Genomic DNA, 17,776 nt, shown 5'->3' on the forward strand with positions numbered 1-17,776 from the left:
CCGAGAGTAGTTTTGATCTCACCCTTGGTGTGGAACATGGTGAAGTATCACCTCATTCCTCACGGAGGACGTGCCTTGCCCCAGCACACACCCCGCCTGGTGATGTACTACCGGACCCACTGCGACGGCGGCCTCTACGTCTCCCCGCTGCCCCTGATCGAACGGCGTACCGGCCTGACCCACCTGGTCGTCGCCACCGTGGAGGTCGGCGCGGACGGCGACGTCCGGCTCAACGGCGCCCCGCCCGACTGCCCCGACCTGGCCCAGATGTGGGACGACGTCCAGGTCACCCAGGTGTACGGCGCCCGCGCCCTGGCCATGATCGACGGTCTCGACCGCTTCGACCACGACTTCGAGACCTGCTACCCGCCGCTGCGCCGCCTGCTCGCCCGCCGCCGCCTCGACGGCGTGGACCTCCACCTGACCGAGCCCGTGCCGCCGGCCGCCCTCGGACGCCTGATCGACCGGCTGCGCGCCGACTTCGGCCCGGCCTTCCTGCTCGCGCTCACCCCGTCCGCCGCCGTGGACCACGACCAGGTCTTCCGCGAGCAGGGCGCCGACCTCGCCTGGCTCAACCTGCCGATGTACGGCGGCCCGCGCAGCCTGGCCGACCCGTGCGACTACGACGCCGTGCTCGCCGGGGGAGTGGTGCCGGCGGGCAAGCTGGTGGCCGGGGCGGTCACCAGCCCCGACAACGGGGGCGTCGGCCACGTCGAGATCGACCGCCTGGCCGCCACCGTCGCCGAACTGCTGCACCGGCATCCCGGGATGGGCGGGGTGAGCGGCTGGGAGTACTACAACGCCCTGCCCGGCGGCACGGACGCCCCCTGGCAGTGGGCCGAGCGCGTCGGCGCCGCCCTCAGGCTGACCCGCAGGCCCTGAGCCCCGCTCCGGACGGGCGCGGTCAGCGTCGCCGGCGCTTCTGGGCGCCTGCCGTCTTGCCCGGTTTGCGGGGCTTCCTGGGCAGGCGTCCGCGCTCGCCCGGCGGCCGTACGTGCACCCCGCGCCACCGCTGCAACGCCACGCGCGCGGCCGAGGCCACCCGGGGCGTCGGATGGTGCTCGATGAGGAAGCGCAACATCGGCGTCGTGTAGGGGTGGTCGCTGCACGTCATCATGCCGAGCATGCTGAGCACGTCGTCGACGTCGAGGTTGCCGGAGAGCTGGAGTATCGACTCGGCCGGCCCGCCGATCTCCATCGCGGCCACGGTCATGTCGGCGTACACCCAGGCCACGTCGACGGGCGCGGGCGGCACGTCGTGGTCCTCCTTCTCCCGGGCCCGGATGAGCGCCCCCAGCCGGGGCACCGCGCGCAACGCGTCGGCGATCTCCCGGCCCGGCCGGCCGAGGTCCTCCAGCAACACGGTCAGGCCGACGGCCCGGCTCAGCGGGCTGACGTCGAGCAGGACGTCGGCGATCTCCTCGGCGGCCCGCGCCGGATCCCGCCCGCCCAGCCAGACGCGCACCTCCTCGGCGCGTTCGTCGTCGTCGTAGGTGCGCAGGGCCCGCAGCAGCGTGGGGGCGTCGGCGCCGGCCGTGCCGCCGTGGACCGGGATGTCCTGGCCGATGAGGGTCTTGAAGAGGTCGAGCGCGCTCCAGGTGCCGAGCGGGGTCAGCGACACCGACGAGCCGTCGCGCCGGATCAGCCCCAACCAGGCCAGCTCGTCGGCCGCCTCGTCGGTCAGCTCGGGGATCTGCGCCACCGGCAGGGCGTCGCGGTGGCTGAGCAGCATCAGCAGGGTGCTCGTGCCCGCGTCGAGCGCCGCGGCGTCGGCCTCGGGGGAGAACAGCGAGTAGAGGATGTCGCCCCACGTGTCCAGCACGTCGTCGGCCGGCCCCGACGTCAGGGTCTCGACCGCCGGGCCGGTCGTGGCGGCCCCGTCGCGCACGTCGACGAGCCGGCTGTCCTCGGCCACGCCCCACAGCCGCCCCTGCCCCGGCCCCGCCGCCCCCGGCTCACCGGCGGCGCGGGCCAGGCGCAGCAGCTCGTGGACGACCGGCGTCGCCCGGACCACGGCCGCGAGGTCGTCGGCCGGGAGGAGGCGCACCGGCGGCTGGAGGGTCACGAGCGGCAGCAGGTCCGCTTGATGGAGGAAAGAGTCCACGGTGGGTAAGATTACTGTCTCGTTGCGTGACGCTGCCCGCTCTTTGCCTTCACGGGCGGCCGGAAAACCCCTTCGGATTCTGTCGGTGGCCGGTGATACAAACAGGTCCGATGTCCGCCCGCTCTCGGCCAAGGGGTTTCACCGTGACCAGCGGCAGTTCGGAGTTCTCCGTCGAAGGCCCGCGCTACGACCGGCGCGGGCCGGTCCGCTGGCTCTGGTCCCACCTGCGCCGCCATCCGCTCCCCCTGACGGGCTTCCTCGGCGGCTCGCTGGTGATGGTGGTGCTCAACGCGCTGGTCCCCCAGCTCACCGGCTCGGCCTTCGACGCGGTGCTGGGCGGCCGGGGCACGCCCGCCGCCGCACTCGGGCTGGTCGCCCTGGCGCTGCTGGCGGTGGTGTCGGCCCGCGGTGCGTTCGACCTCGTCGCCCGGCTGAGCAGCGAGACCCTGGCCAAGCGGCTCGAACGCGACGCCCGCGACGAGCTCTACGCCGGCCTGCTCGGCAAGAGCCAGACCTTCCACAACCGGCAGCGGGTGGGCGACCTGATGGCGCGGGCGGCCAACGACATCCGCCAGCTCTCCATCATGATCAGTCCGGGCGTCGACCTGATCGTCGACTCCGGGCTCACCGGCCTGGTGCCCCTGGTCTTCATCGCCGCGATCGACCCGCGGCTGCTGCTGGTGCCCGTGGTGTTCGCGGTGGCGTTCGGGTTCGCGCTGCGCCACTACATGGGGCAGCTCAACCCGGTGGCCACCCGCATGCGCGACGAGTTCGGCGACCTCAACGCCGGGCTGAGCCAGGCGGTGCGCGGCATCGAGGTGATCAAGGTGACCGCGCAGGAGGCGCAGGAGCGGCTGCGCTTCCGCGCCAACGCCCGGCGCTACCGCGACTCGTTCGTGCGCAACGGCCTCGTCCAGGCTCGCTACCTGCCCACGTTGCTGTTCGCGTGCGCCATGGCGGGGGCGTTGTGGCACGCGCTCCTCCTCCACGCCGCCGGCGCCATCACGATCGGCGACCTGGTGGCCTTCATGGGGCTGATGGGCATGCTCGGCTTCCCGACCCAGATCTCGATCTTCACGTTCTCGCTGGTGCAGATCGGCATCGTGTCCTCCCGCCGGATCCTCGACATCGTCAACGCCGAGACCGAGCTGGCGCAGCCGGCCGCCGGCCACGTCCCGCCGATCGGAGGCGAGATCGTCTTCGACGACGTCACGTTCGGCTACGGCGAGGGCGAGCCCGTCCTGCGGGGGGTGACGTTCACCGTGCGGCCGGGCGAGACGGTGGCGATCGTCGGCGAGACCGGGGCGGGCAAGAGCTCGCTGACGAAGCTGGTGCCCCGCATCTACGACGTCACCTCGGGCCGGATCCTGGTCGACGGGGTCGACGTCCGCGACTGGGACCTCGACTCGCTGCGCTCCCAGATCTCCACCATCGAGCAGGACGTCGTGCTGTTCTCGCGGTCCGTGGCCGAGAACATCGCCTTCGGCCTCGGCCAGCGGGCCGACCGCGCGGCCGTGGTCAGGGCGGCCGAGGACGCGCAGGCGGCCGAGTTCGTGGCCGAGCTCGACGACGGCTACGACACCGTCATCGGCGAGCGCGGCCTCACGCTGTCCGGCGGCCAGCGCCAGCGGCTGGCCATCGCGCGGGCGCTGCTGACCGACCCGGCGATCCTCGTCCTCGACGACTCCACCAGCGCCATCGACTCCGCCACCGAAGACCGCATCCAGCAGGCCATCGAGCGCATCCAGGAAGGGCGCACGACCCTGCTGATCACCCACCGGCTCTCCCAGATCCGCTGGGCCGACAAGGTCCTGCTGCTGCGGCGCGGCCAGGTGGCCGGCTTCGGCACCCACGACGAGCTGATCGCCGGCAGCCCCCTCTACCGCCGCATCTTCTCCCACTACGACGAGGTCCCGGTCGATCAGGGCGCACTCGACGAGCAGGAAAGGGTCCACTGATGGGCTTCATCATGGACGGCCTCGACGCCGAGGACTACGACCGCACCTACTCCGACCGTGACCTGACGCGCCGGATCCTCGCCTACTTCCGCCCCAAGCTGGGCGCGATGTTCCTGGTGGCGGCCATGATCGTGCTGGTCTCGGCGGCGCAGGCGGCCCTGCCGCTGCTGGCCAGCAAGGGCGTCGACGCCATCCAGGACGGCACGATCGCCGGCGTCGGCCCGCTGCTCGTCGTCGGCATCCTGCTCGCCGGCGCGCTGAGCTGGGCCTTCAACTTCGTCCGCCAGTGGTACAGCGCGCGGGTCACCGGCGACGTCGTGCTGCGCCTGCGCGAAGACGCCTTCGACGCCGTGCTCGAACGCGACCTGTCGTTCTACGACGAGACCCCGTCAGGCCGCATCGTCAGCCGCGTCACCTCCGACACCGACGACTTCGCCACGGTCTCCACCCTGACGATGGATCTGATCAGCCAGGTGCTGATGGTGGGGTTCGTCACCGTCCTGCTGTTCCTGCGCAGCGTCGAGCTGGCGCTGCTGACCCTGCTGGTGGCGCCGGTCGTGATGGGCATGGCGCTGCTGTTCCGGCGGCTGGCCCGGTCCAGCACGCGGCGGGCCCAGCGGTCGCTGAGCCGGGTCAACGCCAACCTGCAGGAGACCATGGGCGGCATCGCCGTGGCCAAGAACTTCCGTCAGGAGCAGCAGGTCTACGACGAGTTCCGGCCGGTCAACGAGCAGAGCTACCGGGTGACGCTGCGGCAGGGCTTCGTCTTCTCGGCCATCTTCCCCCTGCTGTTCCTCGTGGCGGGGCTCGCGACGGTCGCGCTGGTCCAGCTCGGCGGCACCGCGGTGCTGGGCGGCGGCCTGTCGGCGGGCGACTGGTACCTGTTCCTGCAGGGCGTGTCGCTGTTCTGGATGCCGCTGACCTCCATCGCCGCCTTCTGGTCGCAGTTCCAGCAGGGTCTGTCGGCCTCCGAGCGGGTCTTCGCCCTGATCGACGCCCCGCCCCGGGTCGTGCAGACCGGCTCGGCCGACCCGGGCAGGCTGGCCGGGCGCATCGAGTTCGACGACGTCACCTTCGGCTACGACGCGGCCCACCCCGTGCTCCGCCGCTTCGACCTGGTCGTCGAGGCGGGTGAGACCGTCGCGCTGGTCGGCCACACCGGCGCCGGCAAGTCCACGCTGGGCAAGCTGATCACCCGCTTCTACGAGTTCCAGGAAGGCCGCCTGCTGATCGACGGCCACGACATCCGCTCGCTCGACCTCGGCGCGTACCGGCGGCAGATCGGCGCGGTGCCGCAGGCGCCGTTCCTGTTCAGCGGCACGGTCGCCGACAACATCCGCTACCCGCGGCCCGACGCGGGCGACGACGAGGTGCTGGCCGCGGCGGCCGCGGTCGGCGGCGGCGACTGGATCGAGGCGCTGCCCCACGGCCTGGCCACCGACGTGGGCGAGCACGGGCGGGCCCTGTCCATGGGCCAGCGGCAGCTCGTCGCGCTGGCCCGCCTGCTCATCCAGGACCCGGCGATCGTCGTCCTCGACGAGGCCACGGCCAGCGTCGACCCGCTGACCGAGGCCCAGATCCAGGAGGGGCTCGACGTGGTGCTGGCCGGCCGCACCTCGATCGTGATCGCCCACCGGCTGTCCACGATCGAGCACGTCGACCGCATCATCGTGCTCGACCACGGCCGGATCGTGGAGGAGGGCGACCACGCCTCGCTGCTGGCCCGCGGCGGCCGCTACTGCCAGGTCTACAACACCTACTTCCGCCACCAGTCGCCCGACTACCGGCCCGACACCGGGTTCGTCGCCGTCGGCGAGACCTGACGGGCTCACATGACGAGCCGCTGCTGCCTGCTGCTGCGCCACTCCACCATCAGCACGGTCGCGTCGTCCTGGAGCCGGCCGTGCTGGTGCTCCAGGATGGCCTGCACCAGCCGGCGCAGCGTCTCGGGCGCCGACAGGCCGTCGGCCTCGTGCCGGAGGATGAAGTCGATGAAGCGCTCCAGGCCGAACAGCTCGCCGTCCGGGCTCTGCGCCTCGATGATCCCGTCGGTGTAGAACAGCAGCCGGTCGCCGGGCTGGAGCTGGTAGCGCAGCTCCCCGGTGTACGGCCGCAGCAGGAAGCCCATCGGCGGGTCGGGCTCGCTGGACAGCGTGGCCACCTGCTGGCCCTCGCGGATCACCAGCGGCGGATGGTGCCCCCGGTTCACCCAGGTCAGCCAGCCGGTGTGCAGGTCGAGGCAGGCCAGGATGCCGGTGGCGAAGCGGCCGGTGAACTGCTCGGCGATGGCCGCGTCGATCGCCTCGCCCGTGCTGACGAGATCGGCGCCCTGCCGCCGGTTGTTCCGGCTGGCCCCGACCGCGATGGTCGCCGTCAGCCCGGCGGAGGTGTCGTGGCCCATCGAGTCGAAGATCGACACGTGCAGCGCCTCGCCGTCGATGGCGTAGTCGAAGGCGTCCCCGCCCACCTCGTAGGCCGGTTCGAGCCCGGCGCTGACCACCACGTCGTCGTTGGCGAACGTCCCCGGAGGCAGCAGCGGCACCAGCACCTCGGCCGACAGCGTCATCGGCCGGGCGCGGATCAGCCGCGAGTAGGAGTCGCTGTGCGGCCGCTTGCTGATCACCAGCAGCGCGACCAGCGACGCGAGCTGCTGGGCCCGCCACTCGGCGACCTCGTCGTCCTGCGGCACCGTCACCCCGAGCACGCCGACCCGCTCGGTGCCGTCGAGGAGCGGCAGCCACAACCGCCTGGCCGTGCCGTCGGGCCCGCCCGGCACGTGCACGACCTCGGCGTTGCGGAACGCGACCCCGGCCAGCGTGCCGTCGATGCGCAGGACCGCCAGCGGCTCGCCGGACGCGTCCCGCTGCTCAGAGAGCGGGATGAGCTCCTGCTGCTGCAGGTCGGTGACGTAGATCGCGGTCTCGGTGAAACCCGCCAGCGCGGCGTGCCCGGCGACGACGTGCGGCAGGTCCTCCATCGCGGTCAGATGGTTGGCGGACAGCATGCCGCCCAGCATCAGCTCTCCGCCACTCCGCCGCATCGGCACACCCTTCCTGGAGGTCTGCCTGGGGACCTACCCATTCGAGGGGCGGTTCCTGCCCCGTCCACCGCCGCCGACACCTCCGTGCGGGCCGGGACGGCCTCACCCGGCGGCAGGCGGTCCTTCCGCGCGCTCCGCCTCAGGCGCCCGCCACCGCGCCGCGTCCTGGTACGCCTTCACCACCGCGACGATCATGGCCGCCTGCGCGCCGACCAGCGACAACCAGAACATGCTCCCGCCTACGAAGAGGGGGAACACCAGCAGCGCGGCGACCGCGGACACCCATCCGCCGACCGGTCGATGAAGCCGGTGTCACTCACCAGGAACCGCGCGCCGCCCGGCACCCGTTCGATCGACGTCAGCGGGAAGAGGCCCACCCACTGCTCTTCGCGCCTGACGGCCCCGGTGTCCGCGGCGACCGTCCGGGCGAACTGCTCCAGCCCCGGCTCCGACAGCGCGAACCGGGCGTTGAACGGCGCCCCGGTGAGCACCAGCGCGGTCACGATCACGCCCATCAGCGGCGCGGCCGTCCAGCGGACCCAGTGGCGGCGCAGCCCGGGACGTCCGTCGGAGCGCAGCAGGCCCACCGCGAACCGGGCGACCCAGACGACCGCGGTGCCGACGAAGAGCGCGAGCCCCGCCAGCAGCAGCGTGAACGAACCTCCGCCCGGCACGCTCGTGTAGTTGAGCACGATCAGCCCCACCACGGCGACCAGCGGAAGCAGCACCTTGCCGGGCGGGCCGACCAGGGCCCGGGTGAGCGCCGGTAAGGGAGGCCGCTCGACGGCGTTTTCCGACATGCCCGAGCGTACCGCGATCATGTGGCCCCGGCCCACTGGGCGGCACGGACCGGCTACAGCAGCCGGGAACGGTCCGACGCCGCCCTCTTCCGCACCTCGGCCAGGAAGACCTCCGTGTGGCGGTGGTGGCGGCGCGGCCGGCCGGGCTCCCGGCCGGTCGGGGTGTCGGCGTGCTGGGAGAAGGTCAGCCAGCAGCTGCGGATGCCGTAGAGGAGGTTCTCCAGCAGGTCGAGGGCCGGGCGGGCGGGGTTGAGCGGGGTGATGGGCAGGTAGACCGTGCTGGGGCCGAGGCCGAGCTCGGGATGGTCGGTGCGGGCCTGGGCGATCAGCTCCTCGGCCACGCCGATGCGGTGCTTGGCCTCGGTCACGCCGTAGAGGTGGCCCTCGGCGACGTGCAGCGCGTTGCGGATCATCGGCATGACCGCGGCCCTGGGCGAGCCGCCGCCGCTCATCGCGGAGATCACCTCGGTGAGGCTCTCCTGGGCCGGGGCCTTGATGTTGTCGACCTCGGAGATGGTCTGCATCGGATGCAGGCCGGTGTGCCGGGCGCTGATGGTGGCGGCGGCGTAGAGCCAGTGGGCCGCCGCGATCGCGGCCGCGGTGGGGTCGATCTTGGTGAACAGCGCCTCCGTGCCGAACGGATGCTGGTGCAGCAGGCTGTCGGCCTGGGCGACCTGGAGGGGCGAGGCGTCCTCGCGGCTGAGCATGACGGCCTGCTGGGCGCGCGCGGTCAGGTCGCCGAGCTCGGCGTTCTCGATGGCGGCCAGCTCGGCGGTGACGTCGGTGGCCACGCTGCCGGCCAGCGGGGCGTGGTTGATCGTGTGCAGCGTACGGCCGACGCGGTGGGCGACCTCCTCCACCCGCGTGGAGTAGAGGGTCAGCGCGCCGTTGGCCGGCCGGACGGGCGCCAGCAGGGCCGGGATGACCGAGGCGAACGCGTCGCGCTCGGCCTGCCGCTGCCAGCCGACGCTGTTGGGACCGTGCTGGTCGGCGGCGCTGGACGGGTGGGTGTAGCAGCGCCAGCAGGCGTAGGACAGCTCCGTGAGGCTGGTGGCCAGGCGGAGCACGTCGGGGCTCGAAGGCACCTGTTCCGCCACGGTGGTGGCGATGTCGCCGATCCCCGTACCCCAGGTGGCGATGAGCGCGTGGCGTGAGTGGTCGACGGCGAACCGGGTCACGGAGGCTCCTTACAACGGGGGGTGGGGGAGCGTGATGACATGCTCAGGATGCTTGATCCGGCGTGGCCGCGGAGGGAAATTCGCAGGGTTGCCGGTCCCTGATCTGCGGATTTGCCGTGATATGCGCCAGAAGATTTTTCCAGCGGACGGGCCGCCGCCCGCGCCCGTGGCCGGGGCGGACGCGGGCCGGTGCCGCGGGCCGGTTCGGCCCCGTCGTGGCGGGCCGCCGTCACTGTCCTCCTTCCTCCGGCCTGGCCTGTTTCGGTCCGTCACTTTCGGCGGCCAATATCCGCCGGCAGAAAAGAAACTTGGGCGCCGGTGTAATGGAAACCCACCCGGCGAAATCAAGATCATCCCCACGCGGGCGGCCGATGTGTCACCGTTTTCGTACTCCGGGGCGCCCGCCCGCTCGTCCGGCGCAGGCCCCTGTCCAGCTGCGCGAAGGCGGGAACGTGTGGACCTAGAGACACAGATACTCAAGTTGTTGCTGCGCCTGCGGAAGCTCAAGGCGGGCAGGCCCGGCGGCGACAGCACGGCGACCATGACCGGCATCACCCGGATGCAGGCCGACATCGCCGACATCCGGACGGAGATGCGCCAGGACTTCGCCGCGCTCGGCGACGAGCTGGCGGCCCTGCGCCGCCACATGAACGACCACTTCACCGCCGGCCGGCCGCGCTGCTGCAAGGGCCCGGTGCCCGGCTGCCCGCAGGGGATGCCGGCCTACGGCCCGGACCCGAGAAACAACTGACCTGCCACGCCAGGCCCGGCCTGAGGCCGCCACCCGGCCCGGGCTGAGCCCTCCGCGGACCCGCACCCGTTGCTTGCCGGCGGTCGTGTCGGGTATACACGGGTTGCCACCATGTGCTTACAGCAAGTGGGACCCGGCCGCCCTCCACCACCGGGCCGGTTCCCTACCGACTACCGGCAAAGGTAGGAGTAAGTGGATGTAGAGGCGGAGATCCTGGACATCAGGCTTCGGGTCCAGGCGCTGGAGGCGACACTGTGCGCCGAGGCCGACTGCTCCGAGGCGGTGCTCGGCATCGCCGAGATGCGGGCCGACCTCGCCGAGACCCGCAGCGAGTCGGGCCACGACGTCACGGCCCTGACCGACGAGCTGCTCGGCCTGCGCGGGCAGAGCGACGAGCACTTCCAGGCGATCCGGTCGAAGATCCGCCGGCGGCTCGACCTGCTGCGCTGCGAGACCCTCGATCTGGCCATCAGGCTCGACCGCCTGCTGGAGCAGGACGGCTCCTAGCGGGCGCACCCGCCGTGGGTCAGGGGGCGGCGTGGGCCCGGCGGGTCCAGGCGGACAGCAGGCGCAGAGCGGTCTGGGAGGGGGATCCCTCCTCGGTGGTGTGGGCGATCAGCGCCTGGTGGGGGTCGTCGGGCAGGCGGAGGGTCTCGAAGCCGAGGTCCAGCCTGCCGACCACCGGGTGCAGGTAGACGTAGCGTCCGTGGGTCTTGTCCTTGAGCCGGTGTTCGGCCCAGAGCTCACGGAACTCCGGACTGGCCGCCGACAGCTCGTCGACCAGGGCCGACGTCCGGGTGTCGGCGGGGTGGCGGCCGGCGTCCAGGCGCAGGTAGGCGGCCACGTCGGCGGCCTTGGCGGGCCAGTCGGCGTACAGGTCGCGCATGCCTTCGTCCAGGAACACCAGGCGGGCCAGGTTGCGCTGCTCGGGCGGCAGCGCGCCGAAGTCGGTGATCAGCGCCGCCGCCAGGTGGTTCCAGGCCAGGACGTCGGTGTTGCGCCCGACGACGTAGGCCGGCACGTCGGCCGACGCGTCCAGCAGGCGCTGGAGGCCGGGCCGGACGCGTTGCAGCGGGGGCGCGGCCTGCGCGTGGTCGCTGTCGTTCCAGGGGCGGGCCAGGCGGTGGAGGTGCGCGCGCTCGACGTCGTCCAGGCGCAGGGCGCGGGCGACGGCGTCCAGCACCGCTTCGGAGAAGTGCAGGGTACGGCCCTGCTCCAGCCGGACGTAGTGGTCCACGCTCACCCCGGCGAGCTGGGCCAGCTCCTCCCTGCGCAGGCCGGGGACGCGTCTGCGGCTGCCGTACTCGGGCAGGCCGAGCTCCTCGGGACGCAGCCGGGCCCGGCGGGATCGGAGGAATTCGCCCAGTTCTGCGCGTCTGTCCAATGCCATGGGACCAGTATCGCCGCCCGGCGTCGTCGCCAGCCTGGTCATGCCGTGCCTAGGCAGCGGCGGGCACTGGGTGGGCCGCGGACGGCGCGCCAGAGTGAGCTGCACCGGACGTCCACAGGGGATGCCCGGTCACCCACAGGGAGCAACGCGACATGAGCACCACCCACCTGCCCACCCGTCCTCTGGGCAGCACCGGCATGGACATCACCCGCCTGGGCTTCGGCTCCTGGGCGGTGTCGGGGGCCGGCTGGAAGTTCGGCTGGGGCACGACCGACGACGCCGAGTCGATCGCCGCGATCCGGCACGCCGTCGCCGGCGGCGTCAACTGGATCGACACCGCGGCCGTGTACGGGCTCGGCCACTCCGAGGAACTGGTCGGCAAGGCCATCGCCGACCTGTCCGAGGCCGACCGCCCGTACGTCTTCACCAAGGTGGGCCTGGTCTGGGACCCCGAGGACCCGCAGGCCGCCCCGCGCCGGATCATGAAACCGGCCAGCGTCCGGCGCGAGCTGGAGGACTCGCTGCGCCGCCTGAACGTCGAGCGCATCGACCTTTACCAGGTGCACTACCCCGACACCGGCGAGTCGCTGGAGTACGCCGGCGGCGGCTTCGGCGCGGTGTCGCCCAACGCCACGCCGCTGGAGGAGTACTGGCAGGTCATGGCCGACCTGAAGGCCGAGGGCAAGGTCCGCGCGATCGGCCTGTCCAACCACTCGCCGCAGGAGCTGGCGGCCGCGGAGCGCATCGCCCACGTGGACGTCGTCCAGCCGCCGTTCTCGGCGATCAACCGGTCGGCGGCGGCCGAGATCGCGTGGGCGCACGCCCACGGCACCGGCGTGATCGCGTACTCGCCGCTGCAGTCGGGCCTGCTCACCGGGACGTTCTCGGCCGAGCGCGTCGCGAGCCTGCCCGCCGGCGACTGGCGCACCGCCCACCACGACTTCACCACGGGCCTCGCGGCCAACCTGCGGCTGGCGGAGGCGCTGCGCCCGGTCGCCGCCCGGCACGGCGTCGGCGTCGCCGAGGTGGCCATCGCGTGGGTCCTGGCCTGGCCGGGCGTCACCGGAGCCATCGTCGGCGCCCGCCGGCCGGAGCAGGTGGACGGCTGGATCGGCGCCGGCGCGGTGGACCTGACGCCGGCCGACCTGGCGGAGATCGCCGCCGCGATCACCGCCTCCGGCGCCGGCGCAGGCCCCGCCCAGCCCCTCGCGTGAGGACGGCGCCGGAGATGTCCCTCATCGTGCTGGCCCAGTACGTGGCCGCGGCCGGGCAGGAGGACCGGCTGCGGACCGCGCTGGAAGCGATGATCGAACCGTCGCTGGACGAGCCCGGCTGCCTGGCCTACCGCGCCTACGGCGACCCGAACCATCCGGCGAGCATGGTCGTGGTCGAGGAGTGGGCCGGCGCCGGGGCGCGGGCGCGGCACCTGACCACGCCGCATCACCGCCATGCGGCGCAGGTGCTGGCCCTCGTCCTGGCCGAGCCGATGGTGGTGCGCACGCTCGTGGCCGCCGCCGGCGCGGGCGGAGAGGTCTAGCAGCGCTGCCCATTGACGTGGTCGATCCCCGGGCTGTGCGTCACCGTCTGGCAGAAGTAGCTGCCGGACGGGATGGTGATCGTGCCGTAGGTGCCGCTGCCCGATCCGGTGCAGCCGCCGGCGACGATGATGTACCCGATCAGGCCGGGGGTGCCCGCAAGAGGCCAATGCGGGGGCCCCGCGGTGAGGAATCGGTCCTGCCGTATGGGTTGCGGATCGGCCCCGTCCCGTCCGGGGGGGCGGCAAGTGGTGCGTCCGTCTTTATGGCAGTTTTCGGTGCGATTGCTGAGTATGAGCGGTATGGAGCGCGTGCCGCAGGAGGACGGTGCGACCGGGGCTCGGGAAGCCGGTCGGGCCAGGGCCGGGAGGGTTCGGCGGGTCGCCGTCGGGGGCGGGGTGCTGGTCGTCGTGGCGGTGCTGGCGTACTGGCTGGGCGGCAGCGGCAGCGGGGAGAGGGCGGCAGGACGGCCGGCCGCCACGCCGACGCCCGCCGCGACGCTCACGGTGCCGGACGTCTTCCGCAGGGTCGGGCCGTCGGTCGTGGTCATCCAGGCGGGCGAGTCGCTCGGCACGGGGGTCATCGCGGCCGAGGACGGGACGGTCCTGACGGCCCACCACGTGGTCAAGGCCGCGAAGGACATCAACCTCACGTTCGCGGACGGGACCAGGGCGAAGGCCGTCGTCGCCGCCGCGAACCGCAAGCGGGACGTCGCCGTGCTCAAGCCGGTGAAGCTGCCGGAGATCGTCGTGCCCGCCACGCTCGGCGGCGCCGTGGCCGTGGGGGCGCCGGTCGTGGCGATCGGCAACCCGCTGGGCCTGACCTACAGCGTCTCCACCGGGGTGGTGTCGGGCCTCGACCGGACCACCGGCCGGACCGGCAAGGACGCCGGCCTGAACGGGCTGATCCAGTTCGACGCCTCCGTCAACCCGGGCAGCTCCGGCGGCCCCCTGCTGGACGCCCGCGGGCTGGTCGTCGGGATCGTCGTCTCGATCGCCGACCCCGGCGGCGACGACGCGTTCGCCGGCATCGCGTTCGCGGTGCCGATCGGCGCGGCCCTGGGCGGCGACGATGGCGACGGCCCACCAGGCGACGGACCCCAGATCTGACCGGCACCGCCCACAGCGCCTACAGAAGGGACACCATGCCCCCGGCCCAGGCTCATCCGCTCGAACAGGTTCTCTTCGAGGTCAAACGCACCATCGTCGGCCAGGACGTCCTGCTCGAACGCATGGCCGTCGCGCTGATCGCCGACGGCCACCTGCTGGTGGAAGGCGTGCCGGGCCTGGCCAAGACCCTGGCCGTCCGGTCGCTGGCCGCAGCGATCAGCGGCGGCTTCCAGCGCGTGCAGTTCACCCCTGACCTGGTCCCCGCCGACCTCGTCGGCACACGGGTCTACCACCAGCACTCCGGCGAGTTCAGGACGGAGCTCGGCCCGGTGTTCACGAACCTGCTGCTCGCCGACGAGATCAACCGCGCCCCCGCCAAGGTGCAGAGCGCCCTGCTGGAGGTGATGCAGGAGCACCAGGTGACGATCGGCCGCGAGACGTTCCGGGTGCCGGAGCCGTTCCTGGTGATGGCGACGGAGAACCCGATCGAGTCGGAGGGCACGTACCCGCTGCCCGAGGCGCAGGTGGACCGGTTCATGATGAAGGTGGTCGTCGGCTATCCGGCCCAGAACGAGGAGCAGGCGATCGTCGAACGCGCGCTGCGTCCGCCGGATCCGCCGCAGCCGACGGTCACGACCGCCGAGCTGATGGAGATGCGGGCCCGCGCCGGGCAGGTGTACGTCGATCCGTCGATCGTCGACTACGCCGTGCGCCTGGTCGCCGTGACCCGTTCGCCGGGCACGGCCGGGCTGGGGGAGCTGGAGCGGTACGTCACGTACGGGGCCAGCCCGCGTGCGTCCATCGCGCTCGTCACGGGCGCCCGCGCGCTGGCGTTCCTGCGCGGCCGCGACTACGTCCTGCCGGACGACCTGTCCGAGCTCGCGCTCGACGTGCTGCGCCACCGGCTCGTGCTGTCCTACGAGGCCCTGGCGGACGACGTCGACGCCGACACGATCATCAGCAGGGTGCTCGGGGCCGTCCGGACGCCCGACGTCGTCCTGCGGAACCGCTGAGCCGTCATGGCCACCGCCCCCGAGAGACTCCTGCTGCGCCTGGAGTGGAAGGTCGTCCGCCGGCTGGACGGCCGCCTCCAGGGCGCCCACCGCACCGCGCACCGCGGCTCCGGCGTCGACTTCACCGGCCTGCGCCGCTACGCCGACGGCGACGACGCCCGGCACATCGACTGGAACGTCACCGCCCGCCTGGACGAACCCCACCTGCGCGTGTTCACCGAGGACCGCGAGCTGACGGTGTGGCTGGTGCTCGACCGGTCGGCCTCGATGACGGCCGGGCGGCCGGGCCGCGGCAAGCACGACGTCCTGGCCGAGCTGGCGCTCGTCCTGGCCCGGCTGTTCGGGCGGGGCGGCGACCGGGTCGGCGCGCTGCTGTTCGACACCGGGATGGCGCGGGTCGTGCCGCCGGGCACGTCCCGGCGGCACGCGCTGCGGATCGGCGCCGAGCTGGAGCGCACCGCAGCCCCGCGCGCCGGCGCCACCACCGACCTGGCCCTCATGCTCGACGCGGCCGGACGGCTGGCCCGCCGCCGCGCGCTCGTCGTCGTCGTGTCGGACTTCATCGGCGAGGGCGACTGGGAACGCTCGCTCCAGCGCCTGGCCCGGCGACACGAGGTCGTCGCCCTGCGCATCGTGGACGCGGCCGACGACGTGCTGCCCGAGGCCGGGCTGATCGTCGTCGAGGACGCCGAGACCGGCGAGCAGCTCGTCGTCGATTCCGCCGACCCGCTGCTGCGGGTCCGCTTCCGCGAGGCCGTGGACGCCCGCGACGCCCGGCTCGCGGCGGGCATGCGCCGGGCGGGGGTGCCGGTCCATCGCGTCGGCACCGACCGTGACCTGACCGACGCGCTCGTCGAGATCGCCGCCCGCACGGGGGAGCGGCGGCCATGACACTGTCGTCCCCGTTGTCGCTGGTCGCCGGGCTGCTCGTCACGGTGGCGCTGGCCTGGGCGGCCGTCGTCTCGGCGCGCCGCCGGAGGTCGGCGCTGGCCGCGGCCGGGGTCGCCGGGCCGGGCGGGCGCGGCGCGTACCTCGGGACCGGCCTGACGATCGCGGCCGTCGGCGTGCTCGCGGTCGCCGCCGCGGGACCGGCGGCGATGGTGCCGGTGCCGCGGACCGCGGGCACCGTGATCCTCGCCGTCGACGTCTCCAACAGCATGGGCGCCGGCGACGTCGCGCCGACCAGGCTGGCCGCCGCGCAGCGGGCGGCCCGCGCGTTCGTGGCGGCGCAGCCCGACAGCGTGGACGTCGGGGTCGTCGCGTTCGAACGCGGCGCGCTCACCACCGCGCGGCCCGACGCGGACCATTCCGTCGCGCTCAGGGCCATCGACCGCCTGAGGATCACCGGCGGCACCTCGCTCGGCGCGGCCATCACGGCCTCCCTGACGGCCATCACCGGCCGGCCGGTGGTGATCGGCCGCGACGGGACGCCGCCCGACCTCGGCTACTGGCCGTCGGCCACGATCGTGATGTTCTCCGACGGCCAGAACCGGGGCGGCGACGTCGAACGGGCCGCCGCCGCGGCCCAGAAGGCGGGCGTGCGCGTCCACACCGTGGGGGTCGGCACCGCGGCCGGGGCGGCGGTGCAGGTCGACGGCTACCACCTGCAGACCTCGCTCGACGAGGACACCCTCACCACGATCGCGCGGACCACCGGCGGCGCCTACCACCCGGCCGCCGACGCCGCCCGGCTCGACGGCATCGCCGACACGATCGACCTGCGGCTCACCGTCTCCGACGAGCCGCTGCCGCTCGCCGGCGGGCTGATCGGGCTCGCCCTCGTGCTGCTCGCCGCGGGCGCGGCGGTCACCGTGTTCCGGTCCGGGCGGGTGATCTGAATGTCGTTGTCCTGGCCGTGGGCGCTGCTGTCGGCGCTGGTCATCCCGTTGATCTTCGCGTTCCGCTGGTGGGCGGGCCGCCGGCGGCGGCGGGCCGTCGTGCGCGTCACCTCGATCGCGCTCGTACGGGCCGCGCTTCCCGGGCGTACGCGCTGGACGCGGCGCATCCCCGTGGCGCTCTTCGTCGCCGGGCTGGCGCTGCTCGCGGCCGGGGCGGCGCGGCCGCAGGCGTCGGTGCCGGTGCCGATGCGGTCGGCGACGATCCTGCTCGCGCTCGACACCTCCGGCTCCATGTGCTCCACCGACGTCGATCCCAACCGCCTCACCGCCGCCAGGAAGGCCGCAGCCGGCTTCATCGAGTCGCAGCGTGGCGGGCCGCGCATCGGCCTGGTCACCTTCGCCGGCACCGCGGGCCTGCTCGTCCCGCCCACCGACGACACAGACGCCCTGATCAAAGCCCTGGACGGGCTCACCGTCGCCCGCGGCACCGCGATCGGCCAGGCCATGCTGACCTCGATCGACGCGATCGCCGAGGTGGACCCCTCCGTCGCCGCCACCGCCGCCACGCCGCCCGCCGCGGCCTCCGGGTACGCCGGCGCCGCGATCGTCGTGCTCACCGACGGCGCCAACACCCAGGGCGTCGACCCGCAGCGCGCCGCCCAGGAGGCGGCGTTGCGCCGCGTACGCGTGTTCACCATCGGCTTCGGCACCACGAAGGTGGTGCCGATGGTGTGCGACAACTCGCAGTTCGACGGCCGCGGCTTCGGCGACTGGGGCGGCGGGTTCGGCGGCGGCTTCGACCGGAGCCGCAACCCCCGGGTCATCGACGAGCCCGCACTCCGGCAGATCGCCCGTACGACCGGCGGCTCCTACCACCGGGCCGAGAACGCCGGCCAGCTCGCGACCGCCCTCGACGCCCTGCCGGGCACCTTCACGGTCGTCCGCGAGCGGGTGGACACGGCCGCCGCCTTCGCCGGGGCCGGCGGCCTGCTCGTGGTCGCGGCGCTGTCGCTCTCCCTCTGGTGGAACCGCCCGCGCCGCGCCTGACCCCTGGCGGGCG

The 17,776-nt window shown here is 73.3% G+C and carries 18 protein-coding genes; 12 read left to right on the forward strand and 6 right to left on the reverse strand.

The window, feature by feature from the left end:
* Positions 1 to 75 precede the first annotated feature (75 nt).
* Positions 76 to 882: a hypothetical protein gene (locus tag AB0J71_RS27620; protein WP_364416700.1), complete on the forward strand. Its 807-nt coding sequence runs from the start codon at positions 76 to 78 to the stop codon at positions 880 to 882.
* A 22-nt stretch (positions 883 to 904) separates the two neighbouring features.
* On the opposite strand, the gene AB0J71_RS27625 is transcribed toward AB0J71_RS27620, so the two are convergent.
* Positions 905 to 2,104, reverse strand: coding sequence for a hypothetical protein (locus AB0J71_RS27625; RefSeq protein WP_352323129.1), 1,200 nt, complete (start codon positions 2,102 to 2,104; stop codon positions 905 to 907).
* A 143-nt stretch (positions 2,105 to 2,247) separates the two neighbouring features.
* On the opposite strand from AB0J71_RS27625, the gene AB0J71_RS27630 reads away from it, so the two are divergent.
* Positions 2,248 to 4,062 (forward strand): ABC transporter ATP-binding protein, encoded by a 1,815-nt coding sequence (locus tag AB0J71_RS27630; protein WP_364416702.1) that lies wholly within the window; start codon positions 2,248 to 2,250, stop codon positions 4,060 to 4,062.
* The gene (locus AB0J71_RS27635; RefSeq protein WP_364416704.1) at positions 4,062 to 5,885 is read left to right on the forward strand and encodes an ABC transporter ATP-binding protein; all 1,824 of its coding nucleotides are present in this window, start codon (positions 4,062 to 4,064) and stop codon (positions 5,883 to 5,885) included. The genes AB0J71_RS27630 and AB0J71_RS27635 overlap by 1 nt, the downstream gene beginning before the upstream one ends.
* A gap of 5 nt (positions 5,886 to 5,890) precedes the next feature.
* On the opposite strand, the gene AB0J71_RS27640 is transcribed toward AB0J71_RS27635, so the two are convergent.
* From AB0J71_RS27640 to AB0J71_RS27655, 4 genes are all read right to left on the reverse strand, one after another.
* The gene (locus AB0J71_RS27640; protein ID WP_364416706.1) at positions 5,891 to 7,102 is read right to left on the reverse strand and encodes a PP2C family protein-serine/threonine phosphatase; all 1,212 of its coding nucleotides are present in this window, start codon (positions 7,100 to 7,102) and stop codon (positions 5,891 to 5,893) included.
* A gap of 102 nt (positions 7,103 to 7,204) precedes the next feature.
* Positions 7,205 to 7,333 carry a hypothetical protein gene (locus tag AB0J71_RS27645; RefSeq protein ID WP_364416708.1) on the reverse strand — a complete coding sequence of 43 codons (129 nt, stop codon included), beginning with the start codon at positions 7,331 to 7,333 and terminating at the stop codon, positions 7,205 to 7,207.
* Between the two features lie 8 nt (positions 7,334 to 7,341).
* A complete protein-coding gene (locus AB0J71_RS27650) occupies positions 7,342 to 7,902 on the reverse strand; it encodes a hypothetical protein (protein WP_364416710.1) in 561 nt (186 codons plus the stop codon).
* A 53-nt stretch (positions 7,903 to 7,955) separates the two neighbouring features.
* On the reverse strand, positions 7,956 to 9,080 hold the full coding sequence (locus AB0J71_RS27655; RefSeq protein WP_364416712.1) for a hypothetical protein: 1,125 nt from the start codon (positions 9,078 to 9,080) through the stop codon (positions 7,956 to 7,958).
* A 454-nt stretch (positions 9,081 to 9,534) separates the two neighbouring features.
* On the opposite strand from AB0J71_RS27655, the gene AB0J71_RS27660 reads away from it, so the two are divergent.
* Positions 9,535 to 9,831 (forward strand): hypothetical protein, encoded by a 297-nt coding sequence (locus AB0J71_RS27660; RefSeq protein WP_352323122.1) that lies wholly within the window; start codon positions 9,535 to 9,537, stop codon positions 9,829 to 9,831.
* Positions 9,832 to 10,023: 192 nt separating this feature from the next.
* Positions 10,024 to 10,338 carry a hypothetical protein gene (locus tag AB0J71_RS27665; RefSeq protein ID WP_352323121.1) on the forward strand — a complete coding sequence of 105 codons (315 nt, stop codon included), beginning with the start codon at positions 10,024 to 10,026 and terminating at the stop codon, positions 10,336 to 10,338.
* Between the two features lie 19 nt (positions 10,339 to 10,357).
* Here AB0J71_RS27665 and AB0J71_RS27670 read toward each other — a convergent pair whose 3' ends face one another.
* Positions 10,358 to 11,221: a helix-turn-helix transcriptional regulator gene (locus tag AB0J71_RS27670; RefSeq protein ID WP_364416713.1), complete on the reverse strand. Its 864-nt coding sequence runs from the start codon at positions 11,219 to 11,221 to the stop codon at positions 10,358 to 10,360.
* Positions 11,222 to 11,373: 152 nt separating this feature from the next.
* Here AB0J71_RS27670 and AB0J71_RS27675 point away from each other — a divergent pair, with 152 nt between their 5' ends.
* The 7 genes from AB0J71_RS27675 to AB0J71_RS27705 all read left to right on the forward strand — a co-directional run bounded on the left by AB0J71_RS27675 (position 11,374) and on the right by AB0J71_RS27705 (position 17,763).
* Positions 11,374 to 12,435: an aldo/keto reductase gene (locus tag AB0J71_RS27675; protein WP_352323119.1), complete on the forward strand. Its 1,062-nt coding sequence runs from the start codon at positions 11,374 to 11,376 to the stop codon at positions 12,433 to 12,435.
* 14 nt (positions 12,436 to 12,449) lie between these two features.
* Positions 12,450 to 12,758, forward strand: a complete 309-nt coding sequence (locus AB0J71_RS27680; protein ID WP_352323118.1) for a putative quinol monooxygenase — start codon at positions 12,450 to 12,452, stop codon at positions 12,756 to 12,758.
* 291 nt (positions 12,759 to 13,049) lie between these two features.
* Positions 13,050 to 13,865, forward strand: coding sequence for a trypsin-like peptidase domain-containing protein (locus AB0J71_RS27685; protein ID WP_364416715.1), 816 nt, complete (start codon positions 13,050 to 13,052; stop codon positions 13,863 to 13,865).
* 35 nt (positions 13,866 to 13,900) lie between these two features.
* Positions 13,901 to 14,878, forward strand: a complete 978-nt coding sequence (locus AB0J71_RS27690) for a MoxR family ATPase (protein ID WP_364416717.1) — start codon at positions 13,901 to 13,903, stop codon at positions 14,876 to 14,878.
* 6 nt (positions 14,879 to 14,884) lie between these two features.
* The gene (locus tag AB0J71_RS27695; RefSeq protein ID WP_352323115.1) at positions 14,885 to 15,769 is read left to right on the forward strand and encodes a DUF58 domain-containing protein; all 885 of its coding nucleotides are present in this window, start codon (positions 14,885 to 14,887) and stop codon (positions 15,767 to 15,769) included.
* Positions 15,766 to 16,716 carry a VWA domain-containing protein gene (locus tag AB0J71_RS27700; RefSeq protein ID WP_352323114.1) on the forward strand — a complete coding sequence of 317 codons (951 nt, stop codon included), beginning with the start codon at positions 15,766 to 15,768 and terminating at the stop codon, positions 16,714 to 16,716. The genes AB0J71_RS27695 and AB0J71_RS27700 overlap by 4 nt, the downstream gene beginning before the upstream one ends.
* Positions 16,717 to 17,763 carry a VWA domain-containing protein gene (locus AB0J71_RS27705; protein WP_364416719.1) on the forward strand — a complete coding sequence of 349 codons (1,047 nt, stop codon included), beginning with the start codon at positions 16,717 to 16,719 and terminating at the stop codon, positions 17,761 to 17,763.
* Positions 17,764 to 17,776: the final 13 nt, after the last annotated feature.

Origin of the sequence: Nonomuraea sp. NPDC049637 (assembly GCF_040675235.1) — a bacterium.
In the GTDB taxonomy this organism is placed as follows: domain Bacteria; phylum Actinomycetota; class Actinomycetes; order Streptosporangiales; family Streptosporangiaceae; genus Nonomuraea.